The 22,256-nt window shown below is 38.0% G+C and carries 18 protein-coding genes; 5 read left to right on the forward strand and 13 right to left on the reverse strand.

The genetic code is table 11. The annotated features are described in order from the left end of the window. Positions 1–8: 8 nt before the first annotated feature. Entirely contained in the window at positions 9–2,561 is a 2,553-nt protein-coding gene (locus tag ACSLUO_RS07495; RefSeq protein WP_448247606.1) for a M14 family zinc carboxypeptidase, read from the reverse strand. A 483-nt stretch (positions 2,562–3,044) separates the two neighbouring features. On the opposite strand from ACSLUO_RS07495, the gene nfuA reads away from it, so the two are divergent. Beyond that, positions 3,045–3,623, forward strand: coding sequence for a Fe-S biogenesis protein NfuA (nfuA, locus tag ACSLUO_RS07500; RefSeq protein ID WP_448247608.1), 579 nt, complete (start codon positions 3,045–3,047; stop codon positions 3,621–3,623). A gap of 45 nt (positions 3,624–3,668) precedes the next feature. Next, positions 3,669–3,914: a hypothetical protein gene (locus ACSLUO_RS07505; RefSeq protein WP_448247610.1), complete on the forward strand. Its 246-nt coding sequence runs from the start codon at positions 3,669–3,671 to the stop codon at positions 3,912–3,914. A 35-nt stretch (positions 3,915–3,949) separates the two neighbouring features. On the opposite strand, the gene ACSLUO_RS07510 is transcribed toward ACSLUO_RS07505, so the two are convergent. Continuing rightward, positions 3,950–5,230 carry an MATE family efflux transporter gene (locus ACSLUO_RS07510; protein ID WP_448247612.1) on the reverse strand — a complete coding sequence of 427 codons (1,281 nt, stop codon included), beginning with the start codon at positions 5,228–5,230 and terminating at the stop codon, positions 3,950–3,952. Between the two features lie 173 nt (positions 5,231–5,403). Between ACSLUO_RS07510 and ACSLUO_RS07515 the strand changes: the two genes are divergently transcribed. Beyond that, positions 5,404–6,480, forward strand: a complete 1,077-nt coding sequence (locus ACSLUO_RS07515) for a polysaccharide deacetylase family protein (RefSeq protein ID WP_448247613.1) — start codon at positions 5,404–5,406, stop codon at positions 6,478–6,480. 17 nt (positions 6,481–6,497) lie between these two features. Here ACSLUO_RS07515 and ACSLUO_RS07520 read toward each other — a convergent pair whose 3' ends face one another. Genes ACSLUO_RS07520 through ACSLUO_RS07540 form a run of 5 tightly spaced genes read right to left on the reverse strand, consistent with a single transcriptional unit; the run spans position 6,498 to position 10,665 of the window. Further along, the gene (locus ACSLUO_RS07520; protein ID WP_448247615.1) at positions 6,498–7,160 is read right to left on the reverse strand and encodes an SCO family protein; all 663 of its coding nucleotides are present in this window, start codon (positions 7,158–7,160) and stop codon (positions 6,498–6,500) included. 45 nt (positions 7,161–7,205) lie between these two features. After that, positions 7,206–8,126, reverse strand: coding sequence for a heme o synthase (cyoE, locus tag ACSLUO_RS07525; RefSeq protein ID WP_448247617.1), 921 nt, complete (start codon positions 8,124–8,126; stop codon positions 7,206–7,208). Beyond that, positions 8,123–9,271, reverse strand: a complete 1,149-nt coding sequence (locus ACSLUO_RS07530; RefSeq protein WP_448247619.1) for a COX15/CtaA family protein — start codon at positions 9,269–9,271, stop codon at positions 8,123–8,125. The genes cyoE and ACSLUO_RS07530 overlap by 4 nt, the downstream gene beginning before the upstream one ends. Further along, the gene (locus ACSLUO_RS07535; protein WP_448247621.1) at positions 9,271–9,849 is read right to left on the reverse strand and encodes a redox-active disulfide-containing membrane protein; all 579 of its coding nucleotides are present in this window, start codon (positions 9,847–9,849) and stop codon (positions 9,271–9,273) included. The genes ACSLUO_RS07530 and ACSLUO_RS07535 overlap by 1 nt, the downstream gene beginning before the upstream one ends. A gap of 24 nt (positions 9,850–9,873) precedes the next feature. Then, positions 9,874–10,665, reverse strand: a complete 792-nt coding sequence (locus ACSLUO_RS07540) for an SURF1 family protein (protein ID WP_448247622.1) — start codon at positions 10,663–10,665, stop codon at positions 9,874–9,876. A 43-nt stretch (positions 10,666–10,708) separates the two neighbouring features. Between ACSLUO_RS07540 and ACSLUO_RS07545 the strand changes: the two genes are divergently transcribed. Then, a complete protein-coding gene (locus ACSLUO_RS07545; protein WP_448247623.1) occupies positions 10,709–10,918 on the forward strand; it encodes a DUF2909 domain-containing protein in 210 nt (69 codons plus the stop codon). Positions 10,919–10,995: 77 nt separating this feature from the next. Here ACSLUO_RS07545 and ACSLUO_RS07550 read toward each other — a convergent pair whose 3' ends face one another. From ACSLUO_RS07550 to lexA, 5 genes are all read right to left on the reverse strand, one after another. Continuing rightward, entirely contained in the window at positions 10,996–11,877 is an 882-nt protein-coding gene (locus ACSLUO_RS07550) for a cytochrome c oxidase subunit 3 (RefSeq protein ID WP_448247625.1), read from the reverse strand. A 30-nt stretch (positions 11,878–11,907) separates the two neighbouring features. Continuing rightward, positions 11,908–12,477 carry a cytochrome c oxidase assembly protein gene (locus tag ACSLUO_RS07555; protein ID WP_448247626.1) on the reverse strand — a complete coding sequence of 190 codons (570 nt, stop codon included), beginning with the start codon at positions 12,475–12,477 and terminating at the stop codon, positions 11,908–11,910. Between the two features lie 153 nt (positions 12,478–12,630). Further along, positions 12,631–14,166 carry a cytochrome c oxidase subunit I gene (ctaD, locus tag ACSLUO_RS07560; protein ID WP_448247944.1) on the reverse strand — a complete coding sequence of 512 codons (1,536 nt, stop codon included), beginning with the start codon at positions 14,164–14,166 and terminating at the stop codon, positions 12,631–12,633. A 69-nt stretch (positions 14,167–14,235) separates the two neighbouring features. Then, positions 14,236–15,798 (reverse strand): cytochrome c oxidase subunit II, encoded by a 1,563-nt coding sequence (coxB, locus tag ACSLUO_RS07565; protein WP_448247628.1) that lies wholly within the window; start codon positions 15,796–15,798, stop codon positions 14,236–14,238. Positions 15,799–16,162: 364 nt separating this feature from the next. After that, on the reverse strand, positions 16,163–16,777 hold the full coding sequence (gene lexA / locus ACSLUO_RS07570; protein ID WP_448247630.1) for a transcriptional repressor LexA: 615 nt from the start codon (positions 16,775–16,777) through the stop codon (positions 16,163–16,165). Positions 16,778–17,167: 390 nt separating this feature from the next. Between lexA and ACSLUO_RS07575 the strand changes: the two genes are divergently transcribed. After that, the gene (locus ACSLUO_RS07575) at positions 17,168–20,278 is read left to right on the forward strand and encodes an HD domain-containing phosphohydrolase (protein WP_448247632.1); all 3,111 of its coding nucleotides are present in this window, start codon (positions 17,168–17,170) and stop codon (positions 20,276–20,278) included. A 27-nt stretch (positions 20,279–20,305) separates the two neighbouring features. On the opposite strand, the gene ACSLUO_RS07580 is transcribed toward ACSLUO_RS07575, so the two are convergent. Next, positions 20,306–22,012: an RluA family pseudouridine synthase gene (locus tag ACSLUO_RS07580; RefSeq protein WP_448247633.1), complete on the reverse strand. Its 1,707-nt coding sequence runs from the start codon at positions 22,010–22,012 to the stop codon at positions 20,306–20,308. Positions 22,013–22,256 lie beyond the last annotated feature (244 nt).

Genomic DNA, 22,256 nt, shown 5'->3' on the forward strand with positions numbered 1-22,256 from the left:
ACTATTGGCTAACGCGAATATTGATTATTAAACACTTTGGCAAAAAACAAACTGTTAGCAAATAATTTCGCTGTGCCTAACCAATAACCTCGAAACAATAAATTATCACTACTAGCAATTACTCGCCCTTTTCCTAAATTATGGGCAACTAAAACCGGTTCTTGAGCTAATCGTTCAAGCATTAACTCGTCTGTATAGCCACTTAATAAAGGCTTTTGGCTATAAGTTAGTACTTGTGCAAAAGGCACATTTATTTTTTCAATGATCAAGGTACTATTGCGAAATACAGGTAAATTAGCGTTTTTATAGCCATAACTTAATGGATGGCCTAAATCGAGTGTTGTATCAAAAATGGCACCAGCAATACGCTGTTTCGCAGCCATTTCCGCTTGTTGTTGATAAGATAATTTACCATTAATATACATACTACTAATAGAATGCTGTGTCGCAAAACGTGCTTTAAGAATGCGGTTGTCGGCTAACCATTTAGCGGCGTGCTTTTGAGCATAAATAACCCCGCCTTGCTCTACATATTCGGTTAATTTATTAGCTATAGTTTCACTAAACGATTGATAATCACCATCCACCATAATGACATGGCTATAAGCACTTAGATCAACGGCTAACAAGCGCTCTTTTTCCACAATTGTTAACGGCATATTTAGCGTTTCTTCAAGATAGAACCTGACTTCACCCGCTTCATACGCTGAAATCCCGTTACCACCCACTAATAAAGCATTCACAGGTATTAAATCAACCATGGAGGGACTACCCAGATCAACACCTTGGCTCGTTAAGCCTGAAGATAATGGCAATACCGTTAAGCCATTGTTATTAGCGGAACGATAAAGAGTATCAAGCCAATGCGCTTGTTGTTGGTTAGCTGTTGGAATAATTAAAGTACCACTAGCAAAGGTTTGCTTTTTACCTTTTGATAACGCGGTAAATTGCTCGCTTGCAACTTTCACCTTTAACTGATTATTTAATAATTCGTTTAATACTTTCGGCGCTAAATAGTCATGCCACTCAATTGCATAAGCATAACTTTTTTCAACCGTTTGCGCCGGAAAATGGGTAACTGGCTGCCACACATCTTTTGTCAACTTTAGCGAACGTGTTTTTTCTACTTCATGAAATGCGATATTCATTGCCAGCGGTAAAGTCCATCCGGAAATATCGTAAAAACTATTGTCTTGGAAACGAGTTTGCTGTTCAAACAAGGCTTTGATAACACGATATTGAGGTTGTGCTAACGGCACATAATAAGTGCTGTTTTTTGCCAACACTTGTTTATCTAAAGAATAATCTTGAGTTAAGCCATACACTTGAATTTGATGTTGAGCTAACTTGCTTAACAAAGCATTTAACCGGTAATTATCATCGGCTTCATGCAACAAATACCCATCAAAATCCTCATCATCAGCCAGTTCTTTGGCTTGTTGATAAAAGCTCAGCCGATGTTTTTTTAATGCCTGACGATTTTCCCAAGCGCCACGAATAGTTGAAAGAGATGTAAAAATATTATTTTCAATACCGTATTCAAAAGTTAATACGCCATTGACGGTATTTTGTGCCAAACCTTGGCTGCTGGCTTGCTCAAATAAAATACCAACACCACCATTAATATCTGGGTAAGTAGAGCCTTTACCATAGAAAAAATCATCATACCCTTCTTGTGAAAAATAAAGCCGATCATGACTATCTAATGCCGTAGCATGAAAACTGGCTAACTGATTGGTTAACGTGATGTTATTTCGGGGTGTTAATGGGTGGGTTCTACTAAGCACGCCGGGTTGAAAAAAGTAACTTTTATTTGGCCCCATCTCATGATAATCCGCCAATACATGAGGCTGATATAAATGATAATAAGCCAAACGATTTTGTGTTTCTTGTTGCGATAACAATAACCAATCTCGATTAAGATCAAACCAATAATGATTAGTACGACCAGTCGGCCAAGCTTGATGATGTTCGATATGAGCGGGATCAGCATTGACAACTTTGCCACCAAAAGTATCTAGCCAAGTGACAAAACGATCTAAGCCATCAGGGTTAACGCTTGGCTCCATTACAATCACAGTATCAGCTAATAACGTTTCAATCGCAACAGCCTGACTTGCCGCTAAATAATAAGCAACCGCCATTGCCGCATGTACGCCTGATAACTCATCACCATGAACGCCATAACCAAGCCAAATAACCAAAGGCTCAGATTCATCCGATTTAGTCAGTAATTTACGCTTGGCAAGTATAGCGTCTAAGTTCGTTAAATTTTCTGCACTTGAAATGGTTACTAATACTTGTTTTCGGTGTTGATAGCTTTCGCCAATTTCAGTGATTTTAACGCGTTCTGATTGGCTCGCTAAGTTTGTAAAGTAAGAGAGTATTTGATGATGTCTTGCGTGTCGCTGCCCTAGTTCAAAACCTAACACTTGCTCAGGGGCCGAGATATTATCAAGATAATTTTGTTGTTTAGGTAAAAAGCCGCTAACCGGTTTAGCTGTTGTTGTTATCAGTAAGCTCCAACAACCTAAAATCACTAAACAACATCTTAAAAACATGCTTCTAACCTCAACAGATTAATTTTATAAGAAAGAATAACATTACTATTTAACCTAAACTCGGCATAACAACTTGCTTTCTAGCAGCTGTTTTTCCTTATTACTGCGTTAAATTTAATTGCAATAGGCTCGCTATTGGCGCTTAAATTTGCCTTGTACTAAGAAAAAACATCAAGCTAGAATGTGTGAAATATCATAAAGTATATTTATTTCATATTGTTAGCTAATTTCTTATCCCGAGTTCAGGTTATTTAACCTAAACTCGGCATAACTATTATTCTATTTTCAGGTAATTATATTTCTTTTCAATCAATTATAAAAACCATTAACCCAAAATCAGCGTAATTAGTTTATTGTTATAACATAATCAACTAGCCACCTATAGCTGAGCAGAGTAGAATAACCATACTTGAGTATTTTAGTCGGAATTAGCTAAATAGCTTTACCTACTTTTAAAGACCTTTAAATGAGTAATAGAACACAATGATCAATATTTCAGAAAGCGCACAAGCCCATTTTGTAAAACTTTTATCACAACAAGGTGAAGGTACAAACATTCGTATTTTTGTAGTTAACCCTGGCACTGCAAATGCTGAATGTGGTGTTTCATACTGCCCTCCTGATGCCGTAGAAAGCGACGATCTTGAATTACCTTTTAACGGCTTTTCTGCTTATGTTGATAGCGCCAGCAAACCGTTTCTTGATGATGCGGAAGTTGATTTTGTTACAGATCAAATGGGTTCACAGTTGACCTTAAAAGCACCAAACGCTAAATTAAAAAAAGTAGCTGATGATGCGCCATTATTTGAGCGTGTTCATTATTTTCTTCAGTCTGAGGTTAATCCACAACTAGCAGGTCACGGCGGTGAATGTACCTTAGTAGAAATTACTGAAGACGGCTATGCGGTATTACAATTTGGCGGTGGCTGTAATGGTTGTAGTCAAATAGATGTTACGGTAAAAGACGGTATTGAAAAGCAATTAATTGACTTAATGGCCGGTGAAATTAAAGGTGTTAAAGATGCAACCGATCACGAACGCGGTGAGCATTCTTATTATTAAACGTTAATGTAAAAAATAATAAAAATAGGATAAGCGAGAGTCAGGATGAACTTATTATATAAATTAGGACAAACACCAACGAGAAGCTTTAGTTACTTTTTAGCGGGGTTAATACTATTTGCTATCGGACTCGGACTTATCTATTTTATTACCGAACCAGTACAATATTTACAACTTTTTGCCTTAGCCTTAGTTGGTTTAGGTTGTTTATTAGCTATTTGGGGTTATCTTGGTATTTTTGCTGCTCGTATGCTGACCATGATGAATCGCCATCCTAGAACTAAAAAATAACGCACACACATAAATTATATAACCTAGCACTGTTCTTATGGTGCTTTGGTTACAAACCGATGAAAATGCCAAGCCAAGGTTACACCACGTAAAATCATAAACATCGAGAAAGCCGCCCAAATCGCATGATTGCCCAGCTCTTGTAATAAATACCATAGCGGGAAAAAACCAATAAAGGTTGAAATGATCATGCTGTTACGCATAATTTTCGCTTGCATTAAACCAATATAAATACCGTCGTATAAATAACACCAACAAGCTAATAGCGGCATTAACCACAACCAAACAACATAATCTTGCGCTAGCTTAATCACCTCAGGAATACTGGTAATGAGTCGAATTAACCAATCTCCAAACAAGGTAAAAAATAAAGCATAAACCACGGCAAAAATGCCAGTCCAGAATAGTGAAGTAGCAACAATACTTTTTAGTTTGTTTGGATTATTTGCCCCTTTCGCCTCACCAACGAGTACTTCAGCAGCATTGGCAATACCATCTAGGCCTAAAGAAATTAACAATAAAAAATTCATCAAAATGGCATTTGCAGCTACAACATCATCACCTAATCGGGCCCCTTGAAAAGTAATAAAAACAAAACAAATTTCTAAACATAAGGTACGAATTAAAATATCACGATTTAAACTAAAATATTGTTTCATGGCATGCGCTGCCAACAAATCTGGCCAATTAAATAGCAGCTTATTTTTAATTAACAACCACCAGTTTTTTTGCCGAGAAAAAATTAACCACAAGCCAATACATAACCCCGAATATTCAGCAATTAAGGTGGCATAAGCAACACCCTCAACATTCAGCTCTAAGCCTAAAACAAACCATAAATCAAAAAGCAAATTAAGTAAGTTAGTAATTACCAACAACCACATCACTGTTTTAGCTTGGTGGTTACCCAATAACCAACCAACAATCACCAAATTGGCTAAAGCCGCAGGTAAGCCCCAAATGCGAATTTCACTATAACGGCGAGCATAAAACTGAACCTGATCTGAGCCACCAGCGAGCCATAAGGCAAAATCTAGATACCAAGCTTGCAATAAAATAAAAACAAAACCTAAAGCAACGGCAACCAATAAACCTCTGGTTAAGCAAAATAGATTGCCGATTTCATCTTTACGCCCATAAGCTTGTGCCGTCATGCCAGTTGTCGACATACGTAAAAAGCCACATAACCAAGTGATAAAAGTAATGATCATCGCACCAACTGTACTACCTCCTAAATAATAGGCATGCTCAAGATGACCTACAACGGCAGCATCAACTAAGCCTAACAAAGGCACGGTAATATTTGATAAAATCATTGGAATTGCTAAAACAAATAATGATTTGTGATACGTTGTTGAATTAGTTTGTTGCAAAAAATATCTCGTTAAATTAGTAAGACTGACTAGGTTTTTACATAGAATACCTGTATTTTTAAAGTAATGAAGGCTTAATAATTTAATACGACAGAATATTAACAATGATCAATGTCATGACAAAAAACATCAAAAAATTTCACTTTCCCTTAATTAGCTTTTTCTTTTTAATGATCAATTTTTGCTTACCTGCTGCCGCAGCGGTAATTTTGCAATATCACCATGTCAGTGAAAATACGCCCAAAAGTACCAGTATCACACCCGCACAGTTTGAAAAACACTTACAATATCTTGCCGATGAAGGCTTCAGAGTGGTGGCATTATCAACGTTAATCCATGCCTTAGAGCAAAAAGCAGAACTGCCCGATAAAACAGTAGCGATCACCTTTGATGATGGCTATATCGACAATTTAACCTATGCTAAACCTTTATTAGATAAGTTTAATTACCCGTTTACCATTTTTATAAATCCCGCCATTATTGATCGTAATTCCGATAGTTATTTATCATGGCAACAGTTAAAAGCCTTAGCAGACCAGGGAGTTATTATTGCCAATCATGGTTTTAATCACGACTCTCTTGCTCGCATTCCGCAAGGCTTATCACAGCAAGCTTGGTTAGAACAACGAGGCGCAGCGATACTTAAAGCCGAAGAGGTGATCAAACAACATACTGGCCAAAGCTGGCGTTATTTTGCTTATCCGTATGGCGAGTTTACCCAAGAAGTTGAGCAGTGGCTTAGCGACAACAATTTTATCGCCTTTGGTCAGCAATCAGGCGCGGTAGGTTCAAATACCCGTTTAACCAGTATTCCACGCTTTCCAGCCTCCCAACCATACGATAAGTTAGCAGGCTTGCGCGACAAATTGAATTCATTACCACTGGCGGTTGAACCAATAGGTATTACAGCTAACGCTTTATTTAAACATGGTGAATTAACATCAGCTGAATTTAAGGTAATAAGTGACGATATTAACCCAAAACAACTAAGTTGTTATGTTACCGGCATTGGCAGACAAAACGTAGTATGGTCAAACGATAGCCTGTTTAAAATTGTTTTTAATGCTGACTTGCCCAGCGGTAGAGTACGAGCAAATTGTACTGCGCCAAGCATTGAACATGCCGGACGCTATTATTGGTATTCTCAAGCTTGGATGATTTTAAAACCTAATGGCGATTGGTATCCGCTTTAGGCTTTAGGCTTTAGGCTTTAGGCTTTAGGCTTTTCGGAAAGTTTGACAATTTTAGCAAAATCCGCCACTAACTGTTCACCATCAACGGTTGGTAACTGGCCAAGAACATGCTGAGGTTTAAAAATAGCGGCAATTTTTCCTTGAGGATTGACTAAAACAATCGACGCACTGTGGTCAACTAAGTAGCTGTTGTTTGCTTTACTCTCGTTATCATCGGTAATGGCATACATTAAGCCCAAATTACGGGCAAAAGGAAACAACACATCATGCCCTGCTCTTAAGGCAATGAAGTCTTGATGAAAATAATTAATATATTGCGCCAACGTCTCTTGGCTATCACGATTAGGATCAACCGTAACCAAGAGTACTTGATTTAATGGTGAAATCGCCTGCAGTTGATCAAACGCAAAATTAAGCTCTTGTAAGGTAGTTGGACAAACATCAGGACAAGAAGTGTAACCAAAAAATACCCAAGACCATTTACCAACTAATGATTGATTGTTAAAAACCTGACCTTGATGATCGGTCATCTCAAAAGGCTTGATCAGCCGACTTTGCTGATAATACAGCGCATGCTCCGGTTGCGGCAACATCTCTGCTTTATTACTTAACGCGGTATAAATAAAAATCCCCGTCGCTAACGCCACGCCAGCCACAATCAAATATAACAATTTATTCATTTAATACTTCACAACCATTAATAAGATTAAAAATTTTAGGGGGTATTAGCTCACCGGCAGTAAATAATGATCAAGCAACAAAATGATAAACAATACCATTAAGTGCACAATCGAAAATTTGAAGGTATCCATGGCGGTATTTTCATCCGCGCTAAATTTCAGTTTCCAAGCATAAACAAAAAACATTAAGTTTAATACCACGGCCCCAATTAAATATAGCCAATTGCTCATGCCAACCAAATAAGGCAATAACCCAACAACAAATAACAGTACGGTATAGAGCAAAATTTGGGTTTTAGTAAAACTAACCCCATGAGTTACTGGCAGCATGGGAATATTCACCTTGGCATAGTCATTTTTCCGGTGAATCGCTAGTGCCCAAAAGTGTGGTGGTGTCCATGTAAAAATCAATAATACCAATAATAATGCATGAGCATGAATTTCATTGGTCATTGAAGTCCAACCTAACAACGGAGGGATCGCCCCCGCTAAACCACCAATGGTGATATTTTGTGGGGTGGCACGCTTAAGGTACATAGTATAAACAAAGCTATAACCGACCAGCCCAGACAAAGTTAACCAAGCAGTTAACGGATTAACCAAGGTATACAAGACAATAAAACCAACAATGGCTAAACTGGCAGCAAAAATAATGGCGTTAAGCTGGCTTATTTTACCATTTGGAATAGGTCTATTATGTGTTCGCCCCATAATGCTGTCGATACGTTCATCAACAATATGATTGATAGCCGCTGCTGCTGACGATAAAAAGCCAATGCCTAACATAGATGGGATCAGGACCTGCCATGGGATCACACCCGGCACAGATAAACACATCCCCACTAAAGCCGTTAACACTAACAAAGCAACAACTCGCGGTTTAGTTATTTCATAATAGTCACGCCAAGACGCATGCTGCGTAGTTATTGCGCCTGTATGACTTGGAGCTACATTAGAGTTACTCATAAACTTTCTGCCCCCTGTACCGTCTTTATTGTCTGATTTGACGAAGCGATCACGTCATTAGTGGATGCAACCGCCAAACCCCGAACTTGTATTAATTGATACGTTAACTTAATTAACGCCAACATTAAACAAGCGGCAACCACATTATGGCTTACCGCAACAAATAACGGTAATGAAAACCAAATATTGCTAATTCCTAAACCAACTTGTAATACTAAACAAGCAAAGACAATTTGTGCTGTTCTTCTTAAGGATGGCGTTTGACGATGCAATACAACCATCAGCGACAGCCAAGCTAAATATAAAAAAGTGATCATGGCGCCAATTCGATGCATAACATGAATGGTGACTCTTTCACTATGATCTAAATGGCCAAACTCATAACTCTCTTTTTCAGGCGGAATTAAATCAAACGAATCAATAAAGGTGAGTTGCTCTTGCCAACCATTTTGACAAATGGGTAATTCGGTACACACCAGTGCTGCATAGTTAGATGATGTCCAGCCACCTAACGCTATTTGTAAAGTTAAGATCACAATACCTAACATCGCCCAATTTTTAAGTTTGCTAATTGCACCTGTTTGCTCCAGAGGTACTTGTGCTAATTCATTCGTCCTTAACTGACTATTTGCTAAGCCCGTATTTCCTAAACGTAAATACAATAAAAACAACAAACAAAGCGTGGTAAAACCGCCAAGTAAATGCCCCATCACAACAACTGGCATTAATTTCATTGTTACTGTCCACATACCCAGCGCGGCTTGAAAAATAACCACAGCGAGAATAAGCAAAGGTAGTTTAAACGGTGCACCCTGCTTTCTTATTTTTATCGAGATAATTGCGATAGCAAGGATCAATAACCCTAAGGTGCCGGCAAAATAACGGTGAATCATTTCATTCCATGCTTTATGCGGCTCAACAGGTCTTTCAGGAAACGCTTGTTGTGCTTTACTAATTTCCTCTGCCGTTTTAGGGACATCTAATAAACCATAACAACCAGGCCAATCAGGACAACCTAAACCAGCATGAGTTAATCGAGTGTATGCACCTAAACTGACCACTAAAATGGCTAAGAGAATACTAACTAACACCAGTTTACGTAGTGAAGCAGTTTTATTTTTATTAATTGCTACTGGCTCCATCATTACCCCACTTTTGAATATTTCAGTAATTTTTTCATATCGGCGACGACTGCTTTGCCAAATGGCGGAATATCTGCTGTTGCCATAGGTAAATTATGGCTCATAAAAGCATTGCCTAAGGGGTCAACAATATATAATTTACTTTGCTGAGCATTATTTAAAGCTTTTTGACTCGCTTGCTCGATATGCCAATCATGAGCACGAATTGAAGCTAATGCTTCGCTAGTTAAAGGTTTTTGATATAAAGCGGTAGGTGTAACACGTGGCATTTCTTTCCCTAAGGCCACATAAGTATTATTAATGCCATGTAAAACTTGCTGACAAAGATTTTCACAATCTTTTGGTAATACATATAACATCAGCCATTGTTTTTCTTTTGCGAGTGATGCCATTTCAACGCCAAAATCTTCAACACGCATTGAGGAACTAATTAACTCTCCTTTATTAGTAACACCATATTCAAGCCAATTAAATTCTAGCGCCAGCTTAGCGATCAGCACAGGTAAAATAAAAGCGATAATCACCATAATAAAGGTTTTACGAGATTTATTGCGTACTTGTTTATTGTCCGTTAATTCCATACTGCGAGCCTTATGTTTTACTTTTTATTGTTGTCTGTTCGGCTGTGAAGCTTTCATTTGTTTAGCAAGCTGCGCTTTTCTTGCCGCCCAGATCATTAATAATAACCATGCGATTGCTAAACTAAACCACTGAAACGCATACCCTTGATGCTTTTCTGGCGGCATTACTATTGGCTGCCAATTTTTTTGATAACCCAATGATTCTTTTTTATCTAAGTAAATAACAAAGGGCAATAGTTCAACCCCAATTAATTCGGCCATTTTGTTTATTTCAATTTGTTGAATTAACATTGGCCATGCCTGTGGTTCGAAGTTTTGCTCTGTTAGCATAATACCTTGCTCAATTAACCGCACATGCCCTGTTAACTCCACCTCGCCAGTTAAAACCTCAATGTTTGGCTGTATTTGACGAGTTCTGTCACCTTCGATCCAACCTAAATTAATTAATACCGCGTGCTTAGTATGGTTGGTGGTTAATAATTGCAAAACACGATAACCAAATTTGCCATTAAACATCTGATTATCTAATAAAAAAATAATCTCATGATTAAACTGACCGGATAACTTCACAGGTAAATCATTAATGATTTCATCACCCTGACTATTCAACTTTACAATGTCATCTAATGACAGAGCTTGTTGATTAACTAATGCCTGAATACGGTCAAGCCGTTCTGTTTTTTCTTGTGCTCGGCTTGTTTGCCAAAATCCTAACTTGACCAATAGACAAAATACCAGCAAGGTAATCCCTAACCATAAAAAGTTAATGGCTAAATAATTAGGTTTTGTTGGTGCTGATTGTTGAACTGCCGACATAGATAATGAAAAAACCGATTAATAAAATAAAAAGAGAAAATGAATGTTAGTTAAAATTATCGTCGTGTGTTTAATTGCTTTTATGATATACAACTTATTTAAAGCCTTAATGATCATGAATAAAAACGATCCTGAACAACCCCGTATGTCGAAGTTTATCGGTCGACGCGTAATGACATCAGCGGCAATTGTCATTTTATTATTGGTATTAATTGTAACTGGGGTGATCACCCCAAACCCTCGTCCTTATTAAGTTTAAATCAATTTATTGAATTAACCGAGGTGTGTAACACAACATCACCACACACCTCATCCATACTTAATTTCTATTTATAAAATATAAACAAAAACAAACAGTAGCACCCATACCACATCAACAAAGTGCCAATACCAACTTGCCGCTTGAAAAGCAAAATGGTTTTCTGGAGTAAAATGCCCCTTTAACACACGGAAAAACATCACTAATAACATCACAGTACCTAAGGTGACATGAAAACCATGAAAGCCGGTAAGCATAAAAAAGGTATTACCATAAATGCCGCTGGCAAGTGTTAGGCTCATTTGTGTGTAAGCATGAATATATTCTTCTACTTGTAAAATTAAAAAAACAATACCCAATAACACTGTAATACCTAACCACAGCTTTAATTGGCTACGCTTGTTATTTTCTAAAGCAACATGAGCAAAATGAGCGGTAACTGACGACGTTAATAAAATCAGCGTGTTATACAAGGGTAAACCGTTCCATCCCATTCCTTGAGTTTCAGTGCCATCTGGCGTTTTTATTAATGGCCAAGTAGCAGTAAATTCAGGCCACAATACTTCACCGGTCATAAAGTTGTTACCCGCTCCATCTAACCATGGCACCGAAAAAGTTCGGGCATACAATAATGCGCCAAAAAAGGCGGCAAAAAACATAACTTCGGAAAAAATAAACCAACTCATACCTTGTTTGAATGAATTGTCCATTTGATGGCTATATTTACCCGCCATTGACTCATCAATAACATTAGCAAACCAGCCAACTACCATATAAATAATAAGTGCGATGCCCGCCAGTAATACCCAGCCCCCCCAACCAGCTTCTTCCACTTGTAATGTTGAAACATATTCACCTGCGCCAATGGCGATCATAAATAATGCTACAGCGCCAACAATTGGCCAGTGACTTTGTGCTGGCACGTAATACGATTCATATTCTTTAGTTGTCATCGTCTTTCCTCTATTTTTAAGAAGCTAGCCTTATGAGCCTGCATTTTCGGTAATATCATACAAAGTATAAGACAAAGAAAGGGTTGAAATATCCGCTGGCAGCTCTGGATCAACATAAAACTGCAAGGCCATTTCTACCTCCTCACTGGCTTTTAACGGCTGGCTATTAAAACAAAAACATTCAATTTTTTGTAAATATACCGCCGCTTTACCTGGCGATACAGATGGCACTGCTTGACCAACAATATCGCGTACCGACTCATTTTTTGCGTAAAACTTCACTAATTTCATTTCACCTGGATGAACACTTACTTCATTAACCATAGGTTCAAATTGCCAAGGGATCCCTTTGGCGTTACGACTTAAAAACTGCACCTTTACTACCCGACTACGATCAACCCCATCCGCTTGATAAGTTGCCGCACTTGTATTGGTTTTGCCGTTTAATCCGGTGATATCACAAAACACGTCATACAAAGGCACTAATGCAAAGCCAAACCCAAACATAGCAAACACCACTAGCACCAATTTTTTCACGGTTTTAGCGGAATTTTCTTGTTGAGTAAGCGTTTGCTTAACTTGTGACTCTTGCTCTGACATGGTTTTCCTATTTTATAATCATTTATTGCGTTCAAACTATTGATTGAAATTTAAGCGCCGATAGTTTGTTTGCTATTGCGGCGGCAACGCGGAATGTAGATTTCTACATGAGCATTGCCAACAAAAATAGCGGACAAACTAGCCAGCTTAAAATCAATCAATTTTTGGTGGTGTGCTAAATGTATGATATGGCGCTGGACTTGCCACCGTCCATTCCAACCCTTCGGCACCATCCCAAGGTTTTGCCGGCGCTTTTTTACCACCACGAATACATTTGATCACTAACACTAAGAAGATCAATTGTGATAGACCAAAAGCAAAACCACCAATACTGACCCATTTATTAAAATCAGCAAACTGTAAGGCGTAATCAGGAATACGGCGTGGCATACCTGCTAAACCTAAAAAGTGCATTGGGAAAAACAACAAGTTAACTGAAATTAACGAGCACCAAAAATGCCATTTACTCAAGGTGTCGTTGTACATATATCCTGTCCATTTCGGCAACCAATAATAGGCACCAGCGTAAATAGAAAATAACGCGCCAGTTACCAGTACATAATGAAAGTGAGCCACCACAAAATAAGTATCATGATATTGAAAATCGACTGGAGTCATCGCTAACATCAAGCCAGAAAAACCACCTATGGTGAATAAAATGACAAAGGCAATAGAAAACAGCATCGGGGTTTCAAAACTGATAGCACCGCGCCACATCGTTGCCGCCCAGTTAAACACTTTTACCCCAGTAGGCACCGCAATTAACATGGTGCAGTACATGAAAAACAGTTCGCCAAATAACGGCATCCCGGTAGTAAACATGTGGTGCGCCCAAACAATAAACGATAAGAAGGCAATGGATGCCGTGGCATAAACCATGGAACTATAACCAAAGAGCTTTTTACGTGAAAACGTTGGAATAGTGGTAGAAACAATACCAAAAGCAGGTAAGATCATGATGTACACTTCAGGGTGACCAAAAAACCAGAATATATGCTGGAACATTACAGGATCACCACCTCCGGCAGCATCAAAAAAGCTAGTACCAAAGTAGGTATCGGTTAACACCATAGTAACCGTACCGGCAAGCACCGGCATTACGGCAATTAACAAATAAGCCGTGATAAAAAATGTCCAAACAAACAGTGGCATTTTCATGTACGTCATACCTGGTGCACGTAAATTCATAATGGTAACAACTATATTAATTGCCCCCATAATCGATGATATGCCCATAATATGAACAGCAAAAACAAAAAACGCTGTGCTGCCATTACTATAAGTTGTCGATAACGGTGCGTAGAAAGTCCAACCAAAGTTAGGTGCACCGCTTTCCATAAAAAATGACATCAATAAAATACTGAAGGCAAAAGGTAAAATCCAAAAGCTCCAGTTATTCAATCGCGGTAATGCCATATCCGGCGCACCAATCATCATGGGTAACATCCAGTTAGCCAAACCAGTAAAGGCCGGCATTATGGCACCAAATACCATGATCAAGCCGTGAACTGTGGTCATTTGGTTAAAAAAGTCAGGCTCAATAATTTGTAATCCTGGCTGAAATAATTCAGCTCGGATCACCATGGCCATGGCACCACCGGTTAAAAACATGATGAACGAAAACCAAAGATACATTGAGCCAATATCTTTATGGTTAGTGGTGTATAACCAGCGTTTAATACCGGTCATTTTATGATCGTGATGCTCGCCATCAGCGTGCGAATCATGAAGTGTTTCTGTTGTCATAATAAGGCCTCCTTACTTCGCACTTGCTTGGTTGCTTAAATTAGCAACGTCCGCGGGTTGAACAACATCACCGGTATTATTACCCCAAGCATTGCGCTCGTAAGTAACAACTGCGGCCATTTGTGTATTGGTTAACATACCTTTGAAAGCTGCCATTGCCGGATTTTTAGCACTACCATTTAACACCATATCAATGTGGGTATTAACATCGCCAAGGGCAATTGGGCTGGCTTTTAAAGCAGGAAATACCGGCGCCATACCTTCGCCTGACGCTTGATGACAAGCAGCACACGAGCTGGCATATACTTCTTCACCCATAACCATCATTTCATCTAAGCTATAGGTTTTATTTAAGTCTTCGGTTGGGCTGAGTTCTTCAATGGTGTCAGCAACTTGCTCTTTAACCTCTGCAACAACCGCTTCAACTTCACCGACCGGTGCGGTACCTACGATAGCACCAACATCTGCAGCCTGAATGGCATCACCAGTATTGTTACCCCACGCATTACGTTCGTAAGTCACAACAGCAGCAAGTTCTTTTAACGTCAGTTGTTTACCGTAGCCTTGCATACCAGTACCAGCACGACCATTTACCACAATATCAATATGAGCAGCAGCCTCACCTAAGGCAATTGGGCTGCCTTTTAAAGCAGGAAACGCTGGCGGTAAACCTAAACCGGTTGGTTGGTGACAAGCAGCACAATGTGCCATGTAAGTTTGCTCACCTAATGTCATCAACTCATCTAAGCCTAAAGTGGCATTTAATGAGGCTTTTTCAGCAGCTGCCGCTTGCGCAATTAACGCTTTTTGTTCATCAAGCCAAATGGCGTAGTCTGCTTCGGTTTTTACCTCAACAACCACAGGCATAAAACCATGATCTTTACCACATAGCTCAGCACACTGGCCGCGATAAATACCGGGTTCATCAACAATCGTCCAAGCTTCGTTAATAAAACCTGGATTGGCATCTTGTTTTACCGCAAACGCGGGTACCCACCAAGAATGAATAACATCGTCAGAAGTAATTAAAAAACGTACTTTTTTATTCACCGGGATCACTAAGTGTTTATCCACTTCTAGCAGATAATGTTCACCTTTTTGGGCAGAGCTGCCATTTTGGTTTTGATATTGTTCTTTTGGTGTTGATAATACGGAATAAAATTCAATATCTTGGTCAAAATATTTATAGTGCCATTTCCACTGGGAGCCAGTAACTTGGATAGTAATATCTGAATTGTCATTATTTTCCATATCAATTAGCGTACTTGTTGCAGGTACAGCCATTGCAATAAGAATAACAACAGGGATTGCGGTCCAAAGAATTTCAACCTTAGTGCTTTCATGAAAGGTAGCTGCTTTTACACCTCTTGATTTACGGTGGAATATCATCGACCAAAACATAGCACCGAACACCACAGCGCCAATGGCAGTACAAATCCACATGACTAACATATGCAAATCATAAACTTCACGACTAACTGCAGTAACACCTTTTGTTAGGTTTAGTTGCATATCAGCCCAAGCTGAACTGGAAACAATACTTCCCAAAAACAGCCAACCTAGGTTACGTCTCATCACTCGACATCTCCTCTGTCCTTTAAAAGAAAACAAAATAAGCACACAGAGTAATACACAGCCCACTGACTCATATTCTGTTGTTTATCGGTTATTTTATTGTGACAAAAAGGCTGAAAGCCGTTGTCTTTTATAATTATTTAGTTATTTTTTTGTTCACTTTCAGAATTAGAATTACTCAAATATTGACATAGGTCAATGTTTAATTTTTGAGCAATTACTTTAAAAAGCCAATAAAATCAATGGAGTATTAACTCTAAAAGGAGCTACGATAGGTGTTAGATGAAAATTAATGAAAAAATGATGAGAAAGACAGAGATAGAAAAGGATCAAGATTAATCCTTTTCAAAAAATAAATATAAGTTTACATCCAATCGGCGTTTCGAATAACCCCAACCGCAATTCCTTCAACATTAAATTGCTGGCTGGCAAGATCAACTTTAATAGGTGAAAAGTCTTCGTTTTCTGCATGTAAATAAACAATATTACCATCACGCTTAAAGCGCTTAACGGTGACATCATCTTCCACTCGGGCAACAATTACTTGGCCATTTTTAACATCCGTGGTTTGATGAACCGCTAATAAGTCGCCATCGAGTATGCCAATATCTTTCATACTTTCGCCATGAACTCGCAACAAATAATCGGCATGAGGGTGAAATAAACTGCCATCTACCTTGTAATGCTCTTCCACATGTTCTTGGGCAAGAATAGGTTCACCCGCAGCAACACGGCCAATCAAAGGTAATCCTTCTTCTTCAATAAATTCTTCGGCTAAACGAATGCCTCTTGAAGTACCTGGTAACATTTCAATATAGCCTTTTTTGGCTAACGCTTTTAAATGCTCTTCTGCCGCATTTGCTGACTTAAAACCAAAAAAATCAGCTATTTCAGCTCGAGTTGGCGGCATACCGGTTTCGGCAATTTTTTCTTTGATCAGATCAAATATTTGACCTTGTCGTGGGGTTAATGGACGCATATTATTCCTGTTACTTTATACAGTGATAACTGTCAGTATATACAGACTGTATATAAACTCAAGTAAACTATCACTTAAAATAAAGCGGCTATTTAACCGTAAAAATAATCAAGCAATATTAAAAGCGCTAGGTATTATACCAATCCGTATAAGAAAGTAATCGCTTAGCAAGAATTTAAAGGATTAGAAGAAAGGCATTGATTGAAGAGAATGGTGTTAATATATCGATGATTTTCATGCCTAAAAATAATACAAAAAACCTATACTTATTAATTTGTTAATGCTAGTTTTATGTTTAAGTAGATAACATGGATAGTTAATAACTTGTTAGTATTATTAAAACAAATCAAGAGAAGAATTAAGTTTTCCATACGCTTAACCGTGGTGAGCGTGTTTATTTTCTCAACGATTATTACCGCTTCAATTGCTATCGGCCTGCAATACTATTTCAGTGAAAATCTTGCAATTGAATCTAGAGTTAAGCTTTTTAATTTAACCACTCAAAATACCGCAAATTATTTAAAAAGCATCAATGAAAATGCAGAAAATACCGTTCGTATTTTATCTAAAAGCCAAGAAATTATTGATAAAAGCAGTGAAGATAAAACAGCCCTACGCTCCTTGTTGTCACAAATCATTGAAACCAATCCACTGCTTTATGCCTTGTATGTCGGTTATGATAATGGCCACTTTTATGAAGTTATCAACTTAAAGACCAGTGAAACCGTTCGTCAACAATATCAAGCAGCAATTAGTGATCGATGGTTAGTAATTGATATTCAAGATAAGATAAAACAAACACATTATTACGACCATAACTTTAAGTTACGAGTAACTCACACAGAAAAGACCAATTACAACCCTAAAGAAAGGGTTTGGTTTAAACAAGCTCAAATCAATCAAGTACACAAAACACAACCTTATTTATTTAGCCATTTACAAGCTCCCGGTCAAACGTACTCAATCAAGTTAAAAAACAGTAACACTGTTTTAGCTGCTGATATTCCCTTATCAAATTTATCCGATTATTTAGCCAGTCAGCATCAATCAAATCAATTATCAACCGAGATGTATATTTTTAATGCGCTCGGTGAATTAATTGCGTCAAATCAACAACAGACAACATCCGCCTTACCCAAACTGGCACCGTTAACGTTAAATCCAGCTCAACTGGAAACATTAGCTAAATACCCCAATATTAAAATTTCTAATGAAAGCAACTGGCCACCAATAGACTTTAGTGTTGGTGGCGAGCCTCATGGCTATGGCGTTGATTTACTTTATGCCATTTCAGATATGCTCAATTTACCTATCACTTTTGTGAATGGTTTTACTTGGAGCGAGTTAGTTGAAAAATTTGAATCGCATGAATTGGACATGTTGCATTCCGTTTTCCCAACCGCAAACAATCATAAAAAAGGACCGCTAAGTAAAGCCGTATTTCAAACGCCTTTTTCCGTTGTTACTCAGCCGAACCATTCAACAATTGATAACTTAACCAGCCTAGCGAACAAAACGCTGGCAATACCTAAAGGCTGGTCGATTATTGAGGTGGTAAAAAAAACTTACCCCGATATCAAAATAGTTGAAGTCGCTGATTCCCGAACCCTATTAACTCAAGTAAGCCAAGGTCAAGTAGATGCCGGATTAGACAACGACATTGTTTTAAAATATTTACAAAACCAATACTTTATCAAAAATATTCAATACCATTCTTTAAGTCATTTATCTGGTAAAGTTTTCCCTGATACCATTCATTTTTTAGCACATAAAGAACAACAAGATTTAATCGATTTATTAAATTTTGCCATTGAAAATGTCCCCATGAGTTTCCATCAAGCGCTTGATAAAAAATGGTTAGCAAATAACAAAGAACAAGCGATTAAAACTATTGGCACCGTACCTAACCCTGAGTTAACTCAGCTGATAAAACAACAAAAAAACTTTTCAACGTTGTTAGAAATTGAACTAAACGACACTGATAAATACGTTTATCTTATGCCGCTAAGTTTAAACCCCACTCAAACAGACTACCTTGCGATCACAGTACCAAAATCAGCAGTACTTGCTTCAAGCCGTGAAAAAATAAAATTATCCATTATTATCACCACGGTTAGTCTACTGCTAATTTTGCCTATTTCTTGGCTGTTTGCGACACCAATTGTTTCTCCGATAAAGCGCTTGGTATTAGAAAACCAAAAAATTCAGAATAGACAATTTGGCCAAGTAACAACCCTAAAAAGCAGTATCAGAGAAATTCAAATGCTCGCAACGTCAATGGTTGATATGAGCAAATCAATTAAGGCCCATGAAAATAATCAAAAAGCCCTGATGGAATCATTTATCGAATTAATTGCTCAAGCTATTGATGATAAATCTCCCTATACCGCCGGCCATTGTGAAAGAGTTCCCGAATTAGGCATCATGTTAGCTAAAGCGGCGGCAGAAGATAACTCTAAACCTTTTGCATCATTTAAATTTAATAATGAAGATGAATTTAGAGAGTTTAGTTTAGCGGCTTGGTTACATGATTGCGGCAAAATCACCACACCTGAACATATCGTAGATAAAGGAACCAAACTCGAAGCAATTTATAACCGGATCCACGAAATTAGAATGCGATTTGAAGTATTGTGGCGTGATGCTGAAATAAATTTTTATCAAAAGCTTGCTCAACACCCTGAACAAAAATTGGCTCTTAAACGTAAACTTAAACGAGAACAAGCCGATTTAATCAAAGACTATTCATTTATTGCTTCCTCAAATATTGGTGGCGAATTCATGGATGAAAAAAACATTCAAAGATTAGAGCAACTTGCTAAGGTTACTTGGCAGCGAAACTTTGACGACAAAATAGGGCTTTCACCCGTTGAAGAACTCAGAGTGTCATTCGCTGAAGAACGATTACCGGCAACGGAATATTTGCTTTCGGATAAACCTGAACATTTAATTCAGCATGATAAAGCCATTTCTTATGATGAAAAGCACGGCATAAAAATTACCCCGACCGAATATAAATATAATTTAGGTGAGCTATACAACCTTAAAATTAAGCGGGGTACTTTAACTGCGGAAGACAGGTTTAAAATAAATGAACACATTATTAGCACGATCAAAATGCTAGAAAATGTGCCCTTTCCACCAGAGTTAGCTAAAGTCCCAAGATATGCCTCTACTCATCATGAAACCTTAATTGGCACTGGCTACCCAAGAAAGCTCACCAAAGATGATCTTTCAATACCCGAAAGAGTGCTTGTACTAGCTGATATTTTTGAAGCTCTTACCGCGGCTGATCGCCCCTACAAAAAAGCAAAACCGCTAAGTGTCGCTATCGATATTTTATCAAAAATGGTAAAAGATCAGCATGTTGATCAAGACATCTTCGAACTCTTTCTCACTTCAGGTATTTATTTAAAGTATGCCAAAAAATATCTATCTGATGCACAAATAGATACCGTTGATATAAGCAAATATATTCAAATACAGGTAAAAACAACCTAACCCAACACAGCCCAACATGGCTGAATATTAAAAGTCAGCCTTCTGAACAAAAGAAAGCGGCTCCCCAGTAACAGGATGCACAAAGCTTAATGATTCTGCATGCAAATGTAAGCGTTCGGCTTTAGTACCATAATGATCATCACCAACAATCGGTGAATTTAGCCCAAGGCTATGTGCAGCATGCACTCTTAATTGATGAGTTCGCCCCGTTTTAGGATAAAAATAAACCCGAGATTGCTGCTTGTTGCGAGCAATCACTTGGTAATGCGTTTGCGCTGATTTGCCATGCTGGTAACACACTAATTGACGAGGGCGATCAGTTAAATCCACTCGTAGCGGTAAATCAATATCACCTTCATCTTGCGCAATAACCCCATCAAGTAAAGCAACATAACGTTTTTTTACTGTTCGTTTGATAAACTGCTGCTGCAGCGTTTTATTGGCTGATTTTGTTAAAGCAATAACCATTAAACCTGACGTTGACATATCTAAACGATGAACAATCAATGGCCCAGTAGCTTGCGGAAATGCCTGCTTAATACGTAAATAAACACTATCACTAATATTTTTTCCTGGCACAGATAAAAACTCAGCCGGCTTATTAACCACTAAAATATCATCATCTTGATACAAAATATCTAGCTGTTTGCCTTCGGCAGGATTAAGCAATAATGGATTGTCATCAACTAACATGCCAGTCAGCATATGCGCTAAAATAGGCTGACATTTATTTTGACAAGCAGGATAAAAATTACCATGGCGGCGCAGTTCTGATTGCGGTGCCGCTCCCCACCAAAATTCCGCCAAGGCTAAAGGTTGATAACCATACTTAAAGGCATAATGTAATAGTTTAGGGGCAGCGCAGTCGCCCGCCCCCGCCGGTGGTATTTTACTCTCCGTTTCTTGAAAGAGCTCGGCTAAATTTTTGTATTGACCATTTATATTTAGAAATTGGTATTGCTGAAAAATAAAGGTTTGCAGCTCAGCAGATTTGTTTTTCCGTAGGGTTTTTAACTGCTGAATTTGTGTCTGCAATAACGCTAACTTTTCACTAGTTTCGTTAAGCTTTGTTTGCCAATGACTTTGCAACTCTCGCAAAACAATTTTTTGCCAAACACTTTCTTTACTTAATTGTTGCTCAAGTGCTTCATAGTCTTTTACCGATAAGTTAACTTTAGCTTGCTCTCGACATTGCTTGCGTATTTGTCGGCTTTGAATGATGTGCTGGCGCTCTTTTTCTATTACTGCTTGGCTTTGTTCTGAAAGTAATGAAGCATTGTCTAACAAACGAAGAAATTCAGGTGAATTTTCTAAGGATGAAATCTTGTTATTAATATCATTAATAACTTGTTGCTCTTTAATAAAAAAACTTTCTTTAGCTAACAAATCAAAAACCGGCGGCACAAAGTTTGGCAAAACATTCTGATCGGCTAACTTGCCCGAAAACGCACTTAAATAACCAATCTCGTTTTGTTGATTTTTAACCACTAAAACACCAAACATTTTACCTGCTGGCACTGCATCGTCACTTTTATCAAAAAAATTGTGCTGCCAAGTCACTTGTTGGCTAATGTGCTGCTGCAGCTCTTGTGCCGCCAGCAATGCAAGTTGGTGAGGTTGATAATAAAAAGGAAAAGTAAACCGCTCGGGTAATTTAATGTCTGCAATCGATTGTTGAAATCGGGTAAAACAATCCGAATTTTTTAAAGGGTAATTCACAAAACATCCAAACATAAATAAAAACACGTTAATTTTAACGGTAAAACGAACAATAACCTACAAGTAACCGATACAACGGTATAATTTTTAACCGCCTTATTAAAGACCATAAAAGTTAAAATTATGAATATCTCTGTTAAACATACGTAACAAAGTCATTCCTAATATTTTTTAAAATATAAAAATTAACGTTTCATTTTTTAAAAAGTGTCTATAATCAACTACATGATCATATTAACTTTCAGTTAACGGAACCTAC

It is taken from the genome of Thalassotalea agariperforans (genome assembly GCF_053470345.1).

What these genes read in the sequence shown, in the direction of transcription:
- ACSLUO_RS07495 (WP_448247606.1), bottom strand. Translation starts at nt 2,561, where the DNA reads ATGTTTTTAAGATGTTGTTTAGTGATTTTAGGTTGTTGGAGCTTACTG.
- nfuA (WP_448247608.1), top strand. Translation starts at nt 3,045, where the DNA reads ATGATCAATATTTCAGAAAGCGCACAAGCCCATTTTGTAAAACTTTTA.
- ACSLUO_RS07505 (WP_448247610.1), top strand. Translation starts at nt 3,669, where the DNA reads ATGAACTTATTATATAAATTAGGACAAACACCAACGAGAAGCTTTAGT.
- ACSLUO_RS07510 (WP_448247612.1), bottom strand. Translation starts at nt 5,230, where the DNA reads ATGATTTTATCAAATATTACCGTGCCTTTGTTAGGCTTAGTTGATGCT.
- ACSLUO_RS07515 (WP_448247613.1), top strand. Translation starts at nt 5,404, where the DNA reads ATGACAAAAAACATCAAAAAATTTCACTTTCCCTTAATTAGCTTTTTC.
- ACSLUO_RS07520 (WP_448247615.1), bottom strand. Translation starts at nt 7,160, where the DNA reads ATGAATAAATTGTTATATTTGATTGTGGCTGGCGTGGCGTTAGCGACG.
- cyoE (WP_448247617.1), bottom strand. Translation starts at nt 8,126, where the DNA reads ATGAGTAACTCTAATGTAGCTCCAAGTCATACAGGCGCAATAACTACG.
- ACSLUO_RS07530 (WP_448247619.1), bottom strand. Translation starts at nt 9,271, where the DNA reads ATGATGGAGCCAGTAGCAATTAATAAAAATAAAACTGCTTCACTACGT.
- ACSLUO_RS07535 (WP_448247621.1), bottom strand. Translation starts at nt 9,849, where the DNA reads ATGGAATTAACGGACAATAAACAAGTACGCAATAAATCTCGTAAAACC.
- ACSLUO_RS07540 (WP_448247622.1), bottom strand. Translation starts at nt 10,665, where the DNA reads ATGTCGGCAGTTCAACAATCAGCACCAACAAAACCTAATTATTTAGCC.
- ACSLUO_RS07545 (WP_448247623.1), top strand. Translation starts at nt 10,709, where the DNA reads ATGTTAGTTAAAATTATCGTCGTGTGTTTAATTGCTTTTATGATATAC.
- ACSLUO_RS07550 (WP_448247625.1), bottom strand. Translation starts at nt 11,877, where the DNA reads ATGACAACTAAAGAATATGAATCGTATTACGTGCCAGCACAAAGTCAC.
- ACSLUO_RS07555 (WP_448247626.1), bottom strand. Translation starts at nt 12,477, where the DNA reads ATGTCAGAGCAAGAGTCACAAGTTAAGCAAACGCTTACTCAACAAGAA.
- ctaD (WP_448247944.1), bottom strand. Translation starts at nt 14,166, where the DNA reads ATGACCGGTATTAAACGCTGGTTATACACCACTAACCATAAAGATATT.
- coxB (WP_448247628.1), bottom strand. Translation starts at nt 15,798, where the DNA reads ATGAGACGTAACCTAGGTTGGCTGTTTTTGGGAAGTATTGTTTCCAGT.
- lexA (WP_448247630.1), bottom strand. Translation starts at nt 16,777, where the DNA reads ATGCGTCCATTAACCCCACGACAAGGTCAAATATTTGATCTGATCAAA.
- ACSLUO_RS07580 (WP_448247633.1), bottom strand. Translation starts at nt 22,012, where the DNA reads ATGTTTGGATGTTTTGTGAATTACCCTTTAAAAAATTCGGATTGTTTT.